Raw genomic sequence first — 14090 nt, forward strand, 5'->3', positions numbered from 1 at the left:
GCCCCGCACCAGCCCGGGTACGGTGCCGTGCCCCCGCCGCCTCCGCCGCCGCCCGGCCACGGCTACCCGGCACAGCCGGCCTACGGGCAGCACTACGGCTACCACGGCCACTACCGGCGCAAGAAGCACCACGGGTTCCTCGGCGAACTCTTCGACTGACCGTCGACGGCCGGGTCGGCAGCGCGCCGGCCCGGCCATCGCCTTCTCCACCCCCGGGCGGCCTCGGCCGGGGCGTCCCCTCCGTCGTGCCGGTCGGGCGCGGTCGTGGCAGGCTGCACGGCATGACGGCCATCCGGCAGCATGAGGCCCTCGCGCAGGCGTACGACGGCATTACCACCGTGGTCAGCGGACTCGACGACGCGGACCTGCAACGGCCGACCCGCTGTCGCGGCTGGCTCATCGCCGACCTGCTCTTCCACGTCCTCTGTGACGCCCAGCGGGCGCTGGTCGCACTCGCCAGTCCAGTCGACGGCCCGGCCGACGTGGACGACGTCAGCTACTGGCGCGCCTTCTCGGCGGGTGCGGACGGCGGTGCGCGGCACGCGTGGTGGGCCCGCCGCTCCGCCGCCGCCTTCGACCGGCCCAGCGGCGTCGTCCGGATCTGGTCGGACACCGCCCCCGCGGCAGCCCGGGCGGCCGCCGCCGCCGACCCGGACGGTTTCGTGACCACTCAGGGGCACGTGCTCCGGGTACCGGACCTGCTCGCCACCCTGACCACCGAGGCGGTTATCCACTACCTCGACCTCGTCGTGGAGCTGCCCGACGCCCCGCCGCCCGCGGCACTGCCCACCCGGCTCGCGGTGGCCACGATGGACGGGCTGCTCAGCGACGACGCCGTCCGCCCGGCCGGCTGGGACGACCGGGAGTACCTGCTCAAGGCCGCCGGGCGGGTGCCACTGACCGACCGGGACCGGCTGGAGCTGGGCGAGACCGCGGGCTGGTTCCCCCTGATCGGCTGACGGTCGGGACTCGACCTGCAGGCTCAGAGCTGGCGCGGCAGCCCGAAGGCGGGCAGCAGCTCGGCGTCGAAGCTCGCCACCTCGGCTACCCGCCCGCCGGCGAGGGTCAACATCGTCAGCCCGATGCCCACCCTCGATCGCTGCGACCCAGCGGTTCAGCAGCTCCCGCGGCGCCGGGTCCACCGCCGACCGACGGAGCCACTCGTCGCGGCGCGGGCAGCAGTTCCCGTACGCGGGGCGGGCTCGTTGCAGTGCGCTATTCACCGCGACGACGGTGGTGTCCAGGACGGCCGCCGTGTCGGCCGCGGGCCAGCCAGTCGGTTCAGACGATCGCCATGTCGACGAAGCGGGACAGGTGCAGCTGGGCGGCGACGGTGATGGTGTCGGTGGGGCCGTTCCGATGCTTGGCGACAATGAAGTCCGCTTCGCCCGCCCGCGGCGACTCCTTGTCGTAGTAGTCGTCCCGGTGGAGCAGGATGACAACGTCCGCATCTTGCTCGATCGATCCACTTTCGCGCAAATCGGACAGCTGGGGCCGCTTGTCGGTGCGCTGCTCCGGGCCACGGTTCAGCTGGCTCACCGCGATCACCGGGCACTCGACCTCCTTGGCCAACAGCTTGAGGCCACGGGAGAGGTCGGCGACCTCCTGCTGCCGGCTCTCGGTGCGCTTCGGCGAGGTCATGAGCTGAAGGTAGTCGACAACGATCAGCTTGAGGTCGTGCTTCTGCTTGAGCCGGCGGGCCTTGGCCCGGATCTCCATCAGGTTCATGCTGGGCGTGTCGTCGACGAAGAGCGGCGCCTCGCTGATCTCGCCCATGCACCGGGCGAGCTTGGTCCAGTCGTCGTCGGAGAGCTGCCCACTCCGGAGCACGTGCAGCGGCACCCGGGCCTCGGCCGACAGGAGTCGCATGACGATCTCGACCTTGCTCATTTCCAGCGAGAAGATCGCCGCGGCCTGATTGGCTCGGATAGCGGCATTTCGGGCAAAGTCCATACTTGCCGTTGACTTGCCCAAACCAGGCCTGCCAGCCACGATCACAAGTTGGCCCGGGTGGAGGCCGTTGAGGAGCCGGTCCAGGTCGGTGAAGCCGGTCGGCACACCGGTCATCACGCCGCCCTGCGCGCCCACCGCCTCGATCTCGTCGAGGGTCGGCTGCAACATGTCGGCCAGGACCGCGAAGTCCTCGCTGACCCGCCGTTCGGTCACGTCGTAGACGGCCTGCTGCGCCAGGTCGACGACGTCGTCGACGTCCCGGCTGCCGCCCTGCCCGGTGCCGTACCCAAGCTGGACGATCTTGGTGCCGGCCTCGACCAGGCGGCGGAGCACCGCCCGCTCGCCGACGATCCGGGCGTAGTAGGCGGCGTTGGCGGCGGTGGGCACGCTGGCGATCAGCGTGTGCAGGTACGGCGCGCCGCCGATCCGGGCCAGGTCGCCGGAGTCGGCGAGGGCCGCTGCGACGGTGATCGGGTCGGCCGGCTCACCCCGGCCGTAGATGTCGAGGATCGCGTCGAAGATGGTGGCGTGCGCCGGACGGTAGAAGTCGTTCGACTTCAGGATCTCCACGACGTCGGCGATGGCGTCCTTCGAGAGCAGCATGCCGCCGAGGACACACTGCTCCGCGGCCACGTCCTGGGGCGGCGTCCGCTCGAACTGCCCGTCCCGCTGCGGCTGTGCGGGGGGCTGCCCACCGGGCCGGTCCGTCCGCGTGTCGTCGGTGACCGACACGGGTCCCCCCTCCACTGCGCCGGATCGAGTTCAGGTCTACCGCCGGGGTGCGACAACTTCCGGCGACCCTCCAGTCGATCGGGGGGCCACCGCCCGGACGGTCGGGGGGTAACCATACGGAACCCGAGGTCGGCCCCTCAACAGCGGCGGTGGACGAGCCTCGGGACAACCTGTGGACGCCGGTGGACCGGCATGTGCGCAGCGTGTGCACAGGGTGTGGATAAGTGGTGGAGAATTTCGCGCCGAGCCGCGCTGACCTGCGAAGACGCAATCCCCACCCTGTGGAGGAGAGTTTTCGGGTCGAGCCGGGGAGCCGTTCGTCCCGTACTATCTAGAGCGATCGGCTACACCTGGACAGCGGATTGCACTTTCGGTTGAGAAGGGTCACGCTCCGGCCGTGAGTTACCGGGACTGGGGACGCGGGGAGGGCAGCCCGCGCGAGCGCCAGCCGATCGCCCGCTGGGACGATCCCGCCGAGCCGCTTCCGGTCGAGCCGTACGCCGCCGAGCGCTACCACACCCCCAGCCGCCGCCGCACCGTCGAGCGCGGCCAGCAGGAGCCGGTTGACGCCTACCTTCCCCGCTGGGCGCTGGAGTCGGGGATCCGCCGGGCGGACGGCGGCGGCCGGCACGCCGCCCCGGACGACGACGATGACGAGCTCGACCCCCCGCGCTCCGACACCGGGTGGCGGGCCGTCCGTGCCATCGGAGCCGGCCGGGCCAGCGAGCACACCGGTGAGTGGACCCTCGGCATTCCACAGGATCAGGGGTACGTCGGGAGCCGGCGCGCCGAGTCCGCGGAGGACGAGCCGGTCTCCGGGGCGGCCCCGTGGAGCCGACCGCGTCGTTCCCCGTCCCGTCGACCGCAGGTGATCTGGTCGGGCGGCGAGGAGATCCCTCCTTCGGTCGGGGAGAGCACCGGCTGGGAGGCCGGCCGGTCGACGCGGTGGAGCCGGCGGGCGGCGGATTCGTGGTCGCGGCCTGCGGTCGACGCCTGGGACCGGGGCCGGTCGGCCGAGCCGGAGCCGGCTGCGCCTCCGGCGGTGGACCCGTGGGACGCCTCCGGGATGCACGCGTGGGACCGGTCGGCGGTCGGTGCCGGGTGGGATCAGGCGGACGCCACCGGGGGCTGGGACCGTTCCGACCACACGGGAGAGTGGGAACGGTTCACCGACACCGGCCAGTGGGACCGGTACGGCGACGACACGGGCCGGTGGGACAGGTACGCCGAGGTCGACGCGTGGGATCGCACGGCTCCACCGACGTCGGCGCCCGACCGGGCGGCCGAGCGTTGGGCGTCGGCGGAGCAGGTGGAGAGCTTCTGGTCGGGGACCCGGTTGGCCGGGGACGATCCGCGCTGGGTGGACGCGCCACCGTCGGCCCCGCGCTCGCCCGTGGTCGGGTATACCGCCCCTCGCCCGCGTGCGGTGCCGCGGCGCCCGGTCGATCCGGTGAGCAGCGGCCGTGGTGTGGGTACGCCGTCGATCCGCCGTCGGATCGAGGCGATCGGCGGCGGGCCGTGGAGTCGCCGCCTCGAGGACGACCTGCTCGATCCCGATGCCGGCGGGGCGATCCGCCCCCTGGTGTACACGGCAGCCTGTTATCTGGTTCCGGCGCTGCTGATCTTCCTCTGGCTGCTCACGCTGGACGGTCAGGCGCCGGCGGGCTGCGTCACCGACATCACCGGTGGCGGCTGTGACTCCCCGCGGACACACGCGTTCGCTTCGCTGATCGCGGGCGCCCCGCGGTTCGGCCTGGCGCTGTTGACCAGCCTGGTCGTCGCGGTGCTGCTGCGCCGGGTGGGGACGACCTGGCGGTCGACGACGGTGGCGCTGGCCGCGGCGGTGGTCGGCGGCGGTCTCTCGACGGTCCTGATCAGCGCGGTGACCGGCCAGCCGATCGGCTGACGCGGGGCCGGGCGGGTCGGCGTGCTCTGCGGTACGGCGGCGACCGCCGTCGCGTCGAGGTCTGCGCGCCGGAATCGCCGCCGCGTTCGAGGTCTGTGCCCCGGACAGCGGAAAGGCCCGCACCGGGGATCCGGCGCGGGCCTTCCGTCGTGCTGTCGGGTGTCAGCCCTGGACGACGCTCAGGTCGAACTTGGCGGTCACCTCGGGGTGCAGCTTGATACGCACCGGGTAGTTGCCGGTCGACTTGATGTGACCGGGCAGCTCCAGCCGACGACGGTCCAGGGTCGGGCCGCCGGCCGCCTTGACGGCGTCGACGATCTCGCCCGGGGTGACCGAGCCGAAGAGCCGGCCACCGTCACCGGCGCGGGCCTTCAGGCTGACCTTGAGACCCTCGAGCTGGGCCTTGACCTCGTTGGCGTGGTCGAGGTCGCGGATCTCCCGGGCCGAGCGGGCCCGCTTGATCAGCGTGACCTGCTTCTCCGCACCCTTGGTCCAGGCGATCGCGAAGCCCTGCGGCAGCAGGTAGTTACGGCCGTAGCCGTCCTTCACCTCGACGATGTCGCCCGGGGTGCCGAGGCCGGACACCTCCTGAGTCAGGATGATCTTCATGTCCGTGCCTCCTCTCAGCGGGTCGTGGCCGTGTACGGCAGGAGCGCCATCTCACGGGCGTTCTTGACCGCACGGGCGATCTGCCGCTGCTGCTGCGAGGTCACGCCGGTCACCCGCCGAGCGCGGATCTTGCCGCGGTCGGAGATGAACTTGCGCAGCAGCGCGGTGTCCTTGTAGTCGATGTAGGTGATCCCGTCCTTGTCGAGCGGGTTCACCTTCTTCTTCGGCTTGCGAAGTGCCGCAGCCTTGGCCATTGCTCTTGCTCCTGGTTTGCGATCGCGGGCGCTCGGCGCCATTAGAACGGGGGCTCCTCGTCGAAGTTTCCGCCGCCCGAACCACCGCGCGAGGGAGCCGGTGCAGCCGAGGCCCAGGGGTCGTCGGAGTTGCCTCCGCCGCCCTGGCCACCACCGCCGCCGAAGCCGCCACCGCCGCCGGAGCGGGACATCTTCTGCACCTTCGCCGTGGCGTAGCGCAGCGACGGGCCGATCTCGTCGACCTCCAGCTCGATGACGGTGCGCTTCTCACCCTCGCGGGTCTCGTACGACCGCTGACGCAGTCGGCCCGAGACGATCACGCGGGCGCCCCGCTGGAGCGACTCGGCGACGTGCTCCGCCGCCTGCCGCCACACGGTGCAGGCCAGGAAGAGCGGCTCGCCGTCCTTCCATTCGCCGGAGGCCTTGTCCATGAACCGGGGCGTCGAAGCGACCCGGAACTTGGCGACCGCCGCACCGGACGGGGTGAACCGCAACTCGGGGTCATCGGTCAGGTTGCCGATGACCGTGATGGTGGTGTCTCCTGCCATGACCATCTCCTCGCGCACTCATCAGGTCTGTCGTACAGGCTCTCAGAGCCCTCCGACAGAGCCGATGAGGCTGATCCGGGCGAACCGGGTGTGGATGCTTAGCGCATCTCCGGCCGAATGACCTTGGTGCGCAGCACGGACTCGTTGAGCCGCAGCTGACGGTCCAGCTCGGCCACCGCCGCAGGCGTCGCCTGCAGGTCGATGACGGCGTAGATGCCCTCGGCCTTCTTGCTGATCTCGTACGCGAGGCGCCGGCGGCCCCACACGTCGGTCTTCTCCACCGAGCCACCCGCGGTCCGGATCACGTTCAGGTACGTGTCGAGCGACGGGGCGACGGTGCGCTCCTCGAGGCTGGGGTCGAGGATCACCATGATCTCGTAATGACGCAAGACGTGCTCACCTCCTGTGGGCTAAGCGGCCACGGTCCTTCCGTGGCAGGAGGTCTGCGTCGTGGCCCGCTCCGGGACCGGGGGGACCCGGCCGGACGCGGACAACCGGACCAGGATACCCGGTCCCGACGATCATGCCGGGCCCGGTCGGACCGGCCGACCGGGCGCGCGGCGACAGGGGCCCACCCCCGGGCATCGAAGCACCGGAAGTGGACCCCTGTCCACGAGACCGCGGGGCGTCCCGTCCGCATTCCTTGGGTGGGACCTGGGGAGGAACGACCACACCGATGAGGTTGGATCGAGGACGCCCCGCGGAGCTTTATTGTGTTGTCGGCTGGTCTGACCATACAACGGCTCTCGTCACCTCTTGGGGGAAATGGAGGAATTCCTCCGCCCCGGCGATGAACAACCGCTGATGTGTCCAGCAGGGTCGCGCCCCGTCGTGCCGGGCCGCACGCCGGGCGACCTGTTTCCGGGGGCCGCCCCGACCGGACGCGCTGTGGACCCACGCCCCGGCCGAAGCATCGACCATCGACCCACCTCGGACAACGACCGCCGGCCGCCGAGGTGACGCGTACCGGGGGACGTAGATCCGGGAACGGGCGCGCCGGAGACTCCCTCGCCGCGGTCGCCCCGCGTGTCGGGGGCGCGACGTAGGCTCCCCTGCATGCGAATCGGAGCCCACGTCGATCCGACCGACCCGCTGACCGAGGCGGCCGCCCGCGACGCCGATGCCGTCCAGTTCTTCCTCTCCGACCCTCAGGGCTGGAAGGCCCCGAAGCCCCGGGAGGACGCGGAGCGGCTGCGGGACGCCGACATCGACCTCTACGTCCACGCGCCGTACGTCATCAACGTCGCCACGCTGAACAACCGGATCCGGATCCCCAGCCGCAAGCTGCTGCTCGGCCACGCCAGCGCGGCGGCCGCGGTCGGCGCGAAGGGACTGATCGTGCACGGCGGTCACGTCAACGCCGGTGACGACCTGGCGGTGGGCTTCGACAACTGGCGCAAGACCTTCGCGTACGCGGCGGACTCCGGCGGCTTCCCGCTCCCGGTCCTGATCGAGAACACGGCCGGCGGTGAGAACGCCTGCGCCCGGCGCCTCGACGCGCTCGCCCGGCTCTGGGACGCCATCGGGGATTACGAGGTCGGCTTCTGCCTGGACACCTGCCACGCCCACGCCGGCGGGGAGGAGCTGCTGGGGCTGGTCGACCGGGTCAAGGCGATCACCGGCCGGATCGACCTGGTGCACGCCAACAACTCCAAGGGCGCCTTCAACTCCGGTCAGGACCGGCACGACAACCTCGGTGGCGGCACGATCGACCCGGAGCTGGTCGTGGCGGTGATCCGGGCCGCCGGCGCCCCGGTGATCGTGGAAACCCCCGGTGGGGTCGACGGCCAGGGCGGCGACATCGCCTTCCTGCAGGAGCAGCTCGGAAAGTCGGCATGACCACCGAGCAGTCCGACGCGACGGACGGCGGCCGGCGGACCGGGTCAGCCGAGGGCGATCTGGCCGGACAGCGGGCCGGCACGGCCGCCGGTTCGGGCACCACCGGGATGAGCGCGGCCACCGCGACGGACGACGCGGCCACGGCGAGCAGGAGCGACAGCCCGGCGGAGGGCAACGGGCGGGACACGGGCGACGCCGCCGAGCAGCCCAGCGTTACGGCGACAACCGAGCAGACCAGCGCCACGGCGACGATGGAGGGGCCGGGGAAGTCCAGCGGCACTCGGGAAGACGCGGGCTCGGAGAAGGTCGGCGGAAACCAGGAAGACGGCGAACCGGAGAAGACCGACGGGCTCGGGAAGACCGACAGCCCCGAGCGGACCGGCGGTTCGGAGACGTCCGACCCGGCCGGGAAGACTGACCCGCCCGGGAAGGGCGAGCGGGCCATGGCCGATCCCTGGGCCTCCTTCGGTCCCGCGCCGGACCCGGTGCTCACCCGACCGCGGCGCGCGGTCCACGCGGTGGGCAGGTTCCTGATCCACGAGTGGACCCTGGCCACCGTCGCCTCGCTCGCGCTGGCCGTCCTGCTCACCTGGCCGACGCTGCGCTACCCGCTGTACACGCTGCCGCAGGACTACTGGGACCCCAGCTTGCAGTCCTGGCAGATGGCCTGGTCCGGGCACATCCTGCTGACCGATCCGGCGCAGCTCTGGCACGCCAACACGTTTTATCCCGACAAGTGGAGCTTCGCCTTCTCGGACACCCTCCTCGGGTACGCCCCGGCCGGCATGATCGGCCACGGTCCCGAGGCGGCCGTGCTCCGCTACAACATCATGTTCGTCCTGGCCCACGGGCTCGCCACGCTCGGGGCGTACGCGCTGGCCCGACAGTTGGGCGCGGGCCGGATCGGGGCCGCGGTGGCCGGGGCGAGCTACACGTACGCTCCGTGGCTGCTGGCCCAGGCGGGGCACCTGCACATCGTCTCCAACGGCGGCATCCCGTTGGCGCTGGCCATGCTGGCCCGTGGGCACGGCTGGTCCCTGCGGTACGGGTACCGGCCGGAACGCCGGCACGCCGGCTGGGCGTACGCCGGGTGGCTGGTGGCGGCGTGGCAGCTCAGCCTGGGCTTCGGCATCGGGCTGCCGTTCGCGTACGGGCTGGCCGGGATCGTGCTGGTCTCGGCCGTGGTGTGGTTCGTCCGGCGCCGACGGGTGCCGGGGAAGCGGCCGCTCGGCGTCCGGCTGCTGGTCGCCGACCTGGTCGGCGGTGCGCTCTTCGCCGCGGTGGGCGGGCTGCTGGCCGTACCGTATTTCAAGGTTGCCGAGCTGCACCCGAACGCGGCGCGGACGATCGGCGACATCGCCATCTACTCGCCGCCGGTCAGCGGATTCTTCATCGCCCCGGCGGAGTCGCGGGTCTGGGGTGGGCTGCACGAGGGTGCGCGGGCGCTGCTGCCCTGGCACCCCGAGATGACGCTGTTGCCCGGCTTCGTGCTCTACGCGCTGGCCGCCGGCGGTCTCTTCTTCTCGGTCTGGCGGGTGCGGCACCGGCTGCTGCTGCTGGCCGGGGTGCTGGTGACGATGACGCTGGCCATGGGCACCCGGTTCCTCGGCGGCAGGTTCACCTACGTCCCGCTCTTCGAGTACCTGCCCGGCTGGAACGGACTGCGCACGCCGGGCCGGATGATGCTCTGGACCACGCTGCTGCTCGGGCTGCTCGCCGCAGGCGCGGTCACCGCGTTCGCCGCCCGGGTACGCGAGCTCGCCGCCCAGCGGATCCCGCCGTGGCCGGGCCCGTGGCTGCGGTTGGCGACCCTGCTGCCGCTGCTGCTCGTGATCGTGGAGGGGCTGAACAGCACGCCGCACCCGGTGGTGCCGCAGCAGCCGGCGGTGATGCGGACCGTGGACGGCCCGATGCTGGTCCTGCCCAGCAGCCAGAACCTGGACCAGCCGCTGATGCTCTGGTCGACCAGCCGGTTCCAGGAGATGGCCAACGGGGGCAGCGGCTTCACCCCGGACACGCTCGACCAGGTCCGCGAGGTGACCCTCGCCTTCCCGGACCAGGCCAGCATCGACTACCTGCGCGGCCTCGGCGTCCGCAACGTGGTGGTCCTCCGCGACCAGCTCGCCGGTACCCCGTGGGAGCGGGTCGTGGACAACCCGGTCGAGGGGCTCGGCATCACCCGCGAGGAGGTCGGCGACGCAATCGTCTATCACCTCTCCTGAGGATGCAGACCCTGCCGCTCAGGCGGCGGCCGGCTGAGCCGGTGACTCGACGGCTGCTGAACGGTCGCGCCAGCGGAGATACCAGGGGGCATCGGGGGCGCCGTCGAGGACTCCGCCGTCCGGGTCGTCCCGGTAGGTGCTGCGCACCGCGTCGTGCTCCGGCCGCAGGATGTCCCGGATGACAAAGCCGCAGAGCACCGCGACGGTGATCAGCCGGAGGCTGGCGGCGAGCACGAAGATGCCCTCGGGGAAGACCGGACGGCTGGTCGACGCGCCGAGCAGCTCGCCGTAGAAGGCGGCGAAGTAGCAGACCTCGGCGAACTGCCAGGCGAGGAAGGCGCCCCAGCGCGGGCGGGCGAGCACCGCGAGCGGGAGCAGCCAGAGCACGAACTGCTGCGACCACACCTTGCTGAAGATCAGGAAGGCTGCGACCACCAGGAAGGCGAGCTGAGCCAGCCGGGGCCGGCGCGGCGCCAGCAGCGCCAGCGCGGCCACGCCGATGCAGGCCAGCCCGAAGAGGGCGTACGACACCCAGTTGAGGGCGGGGATGTTGGCGTTCAACCAGTCGAACGGCCCCTGGTCGGGGCTGACCTTTCCGTCGAGGTAGCGGCCGATGTACCAGAGGGTGCCCCAGTCGATCGGCCGGGTGGTGTTCAGCTCGAAGAACCTGCCCCAGCTCTTCGGATAGGGAATCGCCACCGGCAGGTTCACCACCACCACCGTCACCGCGGCCGTGATGACGGACAGGAGGGCGGCCCAGGCCCGGCCGGCGCGGACCGCGAGCACCAGGATCGGCCCGAGGATGAACAGCGGCCACATCTTCGCCGCGCCGCCGAGCCCGAGCAGCACCCCGGCCAGGGCGGCCGGCACGGCACCGTACCGGCCGGGTCTGGTGCGCGCCCAGGCGAGCAGCCCGAACGCGGCCAGCCCGATGGCGAGCAGGTCCCAGTTGACCGTTGCGGTGAGCACCAGCGCGGGCGCGACCGCGAAGAGCGCCGCGTCCCAAGGTCGTCGTCGGCGCAGCGCGAGGATCACCGCCACGGTGGCCACCCCGAGCGCGCTGAGCACCAGCGCGTTGAGGTTGTAGAACCACTGCCCCTGGTTGATGCCGGGGTTGTCGGCGCCGAGGGCGTGCACCGGCAGCCCGAGCGCGCCCATGAAGTACCCGGTCAGCACCGGGTACTCGACGGGGTGGTCGGCGTAGGGCACCTTGCCCTCGTTGAGCCCCTCGGCGTAGTAGAGCGCCAGCACGTCGGTGTAGCACATCCGGGTGTACTGGCTGTTGTTCTGCCAGGCGCCGTCCTGGCAGGGAGACTTCTGCACCCAGTGCAGGGCGAGCGTCAGGCAGACCAGGGCCAGCACGATCCGGGCGGCCGTCCAGAACCGGCCCTCCCGGCCGGCGGGTCGGTCCAGGGCGACCGCATGGTCGCCCAGCGGTCCGCCGATCACCTCGGAGACGCCGCGGACGAAGCCGTCCGAGCGGGACGGGTGATCGCTGGTCCCGGCGTCGCCGATGCCTGCCGTCGACTGGGTGCTCATGGAGACGCATCCTGCCGTACGTCGGGGGTCGGCGTCCCGCCTCGGCCGCACAATTCCGGTCCCCGGATACGCCGACGGCGGCCGGACGCGTGGTCCGGCCGCCGTCGGCGCTGCTGCGGTCTCCCGATCAGTACGTGTAGCGCGGTGGTGTGGTGGGGAGGATCCCGCCACCGCCGCCGCCCCCGGGGCCGGGGCCGCCGCCGTTGCCGTTGCCGTTGCCGCCACCGGGCGGCGTCGTCGGGCAGAAGAGCCCGAACGGGTCGCAGGTCGGCTGCGTCGGCGTCGGCGCCGGCATCTCACCGTTGCCGGCGTCGTCGCTACCCACATGCGCGGCGGGCGGGAAGTCCGTCTTGTCCTTGCCGTCGAGCGCCTCGTTCATGAACCGCTGGAAGATGGCACCCGGCATCCGGGCACCCATGATGTCCCTGCCGTCCTTGTCCTTGATCGCCAACCGCTTGCCCTTGTTGCCGACCCAGACCGCAGTGGCTAGCTGCGGCGTGTAGCCGATCATCCAGGCGTCGCCGTTGTGGTCGCTGCCGTCGCCCAGCTCCCAGGTGCCGGTCTTCTCGGCGACCTTGCGGCCGTCGTCGAGCGGGCGGTGCGACGACTTCGTCGGGTACTGCTCCAGCACCGACGTGACGTCGGCGACGATGTCCTTGGGTATCCGCTGCTCGCCCTTGACCTTCGGGCCACCGATGAGTCGCCACTTGCCGGTGTCGTCCTGCTTCTCGACCTTCTTCACGAAGTGCGCCTTGAAGTACATGCCCTCGTTGGCGAAGGTGGCGACGCCGTTGGCGTGGTCCAGCACGGTGATCGGGTACTGACCGTAGCCGATCACGTTGAAGAAGGGCGCCGGGGCCAGGTCCTTCGGGTTGGCCTTGGTGAGGTCATAGGCCTTCGCCGGGTTGGTGTCGGTCCGCCACATCGTGGTAACGCCCGCCTGCTTGGCCATGTCGAGCACCTTGTCCGGGCCGATCTTCTCGGTGATGTAGTAGAACGGCACGTTCAGCGACTTCAGCGTCGAAACCTCCAGCGTGCAGGAGTCACCGCAGGAGACCTTGTCGGCGCCGGCGTTGCTGACCTTGAACTTCACGCCCTCTGGCGTGAACGCCGAGCCCTTCCACCGTGACTTGATGGAGATGCCCTCCTTGAGGGCCGCGGCGAGGGTGTAGATCTTGAAGGTCGACCCGGGCGAGTGGCCACCGCTGAGCACCCCGTTGTCGGTGTTCTTGCCGGCGTAGTCGGTACCGGTGCCGTTGTCACCGCCGTAGTAGGCGCGCACCTCGCCGTTGCTCGGGTCGATGGACACCACCGCGGCCATCAGGTTCGACGGCTGGCCGTCGAGCTCGGAGCCCTTCGACTTCCGCTGGGCGGCCTCGAGCGCCGCCTTCTGGATCTTGGGGTCGATGGTGGTGGTGATCCGGTAGCCACCCTTGCTGAGCGCCTGCGAGCAGAGCGGCTTGGCGTCGGTCACCTCGGCCTCGTTGTCGGTGCACAACTTCATGTCCCGCATCTCCTGCGCGACATAGTTGATCACGTTGCCGTAGGGCGTGTTGATGCCGAAGTCGACGCCGACGCCCGTTTTCTTGGGCGAGTTGACCTTCGGGTACGCGGTCGGGTGCTGCGGCTTCCCCGGCGCGTCGAGCCACTTCTCGGCGATCATGCCGTTGATCACGTAGTTCCAGCGGTCCTGTGCGGCCGACGGGTTGATCGCCGGGTCGTAGCCCTTGTGCGTGGCAGTCGGCTCCGGCTGCTTGATCAGCGCGGCCAGCACCGCGGCCTCGGCCACGGTCAGCTGGTTGGTGTGCTTGCCGAAGTACGTCCCGGCCGCCGCCTCGATGCCGTACGCGCCCCGCCCGAAGTAGACGATGTTCAGGTAGTGCTGCATGATCGTCGGCTTGTCGTACCGGTCGTTCAGCTTGGAGGCGAGGATCGCCTCCTTCAGCTTCCGCGCGTACGTGTCCTGCTTGAGGTTGTCGTAGGCGTTGCGGGCGTACTGCTGGGTGATGGTCGAGGCACCCTGCTTGTCGCCGCCGGTGAAGTTGTTCCAGGCGGCGCGGGCGATGCCCTTGTAGTCCACACCGGAGTGCCGGTAGAAGTTCCTGTCCTCCGCCGCGGCGACCGCGTCCTGCACATGCTGCGGGATCTGGGCGATGCTGACGAACTCGCGGTTCTGGTCACCGACCTTGGCGATGACGCTCTTGCCGTCCTTGGCGTAGATCGTGGTGGCCAGCGGCGGGGTGGTGTCCTCGGGGAGAATCACCTTGGTCGAGTAGTAGGTGAAGCCGACGACGCCGATGCCGGCGAGCATGATGAAGACCGCGAAGCTGGCGATCAGGAGGTTGATCCGCCGGCGCTTCTTCGCGCGGGCCGCCTCGGCCGGGTCGTCACCACGGCCACCGCGGCCGCCCCGGCCCGGCCCGCTCGGTCCACCGGGTCCACCCGGACCGCCGCCGGCCATGCCGGGCACACCGGCGCGGGCCACCGC

At 71.1% G+C, this 14090-nt stretch carries 11 protein-coding genes and 1 pseudogene; 5 read left to right on the top strand and 7 right to left on the bottom strand.

Features of this window, described 5'->3' with window-relative positions; translation table 11 throughout:
• Together DKL51_RS37540 and DKL51_RS21780 are read left to right on the top strand one after the other, a co-directional pair.
• Nucleotides 1–159 (top strand): annotated as a pseudogene (locus tag DKL51_RS37540) (zf-TFIIB domain-containing protein); the annotation flags it as partial.
• A 122-nt stretch (nucleotides 160–281) separates the two neighbouring features.
• Nucleotides 282–959: a maleylpyruvate isomerase N-terminal domain-containing protein gene (locus tag DKL51_RS21780; protein WP_124812425.1), complete on the top strand. Its 678-nt coding sequence runs from the start codon at nucleotides 282–284 to the stop codon at nucleotides 957–959.
• A gap of 322 nt (nucleotides 960–1281) precedes the next feature.
• Here DKL51_RS21780 and dnaB read toward each other — a convergent pair whose 3' ends face one another.
• Complete coding sequence (gene dnaB, locus DKL51_RS21785) at nucleotides 1282–2685, bottom strand: replicative DNA helicase (RefSeq protein ID WP_260428614.1); 1404 nt, start codon at nucleotides 2683–2685, stop codon at nucleotides 1282–1284.
• Nucleotides 2686–3082: 397 nt separating this feature from the next.
• On the opposite strand from dnaB, the gene DKL51_RS21790 reads away from it, so the two are divergent.
• Nucleotides 3083–4591, top strand: coding sequence for a hypothetical protein (locus tag DKL51_RS21790; protein ID WP_109942853.1), 1509 nt, complete (start codon nucleotides 3083–3085; stop codon nucleotides 4589–4591).
• A gap of 162 nt (nucleotides 4592–4753) precedes the next feature.
• Here DKL51_RS21790 and rplI read toward each other — a convergent pair whose 3' ends face one another.
• From rplI to rpsF, 4 genes are all read right to left on the bottom strand, one after another.
• Complete coding sequence (rplI, locus tag DKL51_RS21795; RefSeq protein WP_109942852.1) at nucleotides 4754–5200, bottom strand: 50S ribosomal protein L9; 447 nt, start codon at nucleotides 5198–5200, stop codon at nucleotides 4754–4756.
• Nucleotides 5201–5214: 14 nt separating this feature from the next.
• Nucleotides 5215–5454, bottom strand: coding sequence for a 30S ribosomal protein S18 (gene rpsR, locus DKL51_RS21800; RefSeq protein WP_013289355.1), 240 nt, complete (start codon nucleotides 5452–5454; stop codon nucleotides 5215–5217).
• A gap of 41 nt (nucleotides 5455–5495) precedes the next feature.
• Nucleotides 5496–6020: a single-stranded DNA-binding protein gene (locus DKL51_RS21805; protein ID WP_185734876.1), complete on the bottom strand. Its 525-nt coding sequence runs from the start codon at nucleotides 6018–6020 to the stop codon at nucleotides 5496–5498.
• A gap of 80 nt (nucleotides 6021–6100) precedes the next feature.
• Nucleotides 6101–6391: a 30S ribosomal protein S6 gene (gene rpsF, locus DKL51_RS21810; RefSeq protein ID WP_089011932.1), complete on the bottom strand. Its 291-nt coding sequence runs from the start codon at nucleotides 6389–6391 to the stop codon at nucleotides 6101–6103.
• 667 nt (nucleotides 6392–7058) lie between these two features.
• Here rpsF and DKL51_RS21815 point away from each other — a divergent pair.
• Nucleotides 7059–7841, top strand: a complete 783-nt coding sequence (locus DKL51_RS21815) for a deoxyribonuclease IV (protein WP_109965977.1) — start codon at nucleotides 7059–7061, stop codon at nucleotides 7839–7841.
• Nucleotides 7838–10063 (top strand): ICP22 family protein, encoded by a 2226-nt coding sequence (locus DKL51_RS21820; protein WP_438819669.1) that lies wholly within the window; start codon nucleotides 7838–7840, stop codon nucleotides 10061–10063. Before DKL51_RS21815 ends, DKL51_RS21820 begins: the two co-directional genes overlap by 4 nt.
• An 18-nt stretch (nucleotides 10064–10081) precedes the next feature.
• Here the strand turns inward: DKL51_RS21820 and DKL51_RS21825 are convergent, their stop codons facing one another.
• Both DKL51_RS21825 and DKL51_RS21830 read right to left on the bottom strand, forming a co-directional pair.
• Nucleotides 10082–11602: a glycosyltransferase family 87 protein gene (locus DKL51_RS21825; RefSeq protein ID WP_109942850.1), complete on the bottom strand. Its 1521-nt coding sequence runs from the start codon at nucleotides 11600–11602 to the stop codon at nucleotides 10082–10084.
• A gap of 127 nt (nucleotides 11603–11729) precedes the next feature.
• On the bottom strand, nucleotides 11730–14090 hold a 2361-nt coding region (locus DKL51_RS21830; protein ID WP_185734877.1), incomplete at its 5' end, for a transglycosylase domain-containing protein.

It is taken from the genome of Micromonospora globispora, assembly GCF_003857015.1.
Taxonomy (GTDB): Bacteria; Actinomycetota; Actinomycetes; order Mycobacteriales; family Micromonosporaceae; genus Micromonospora; species Micromonospora globispora.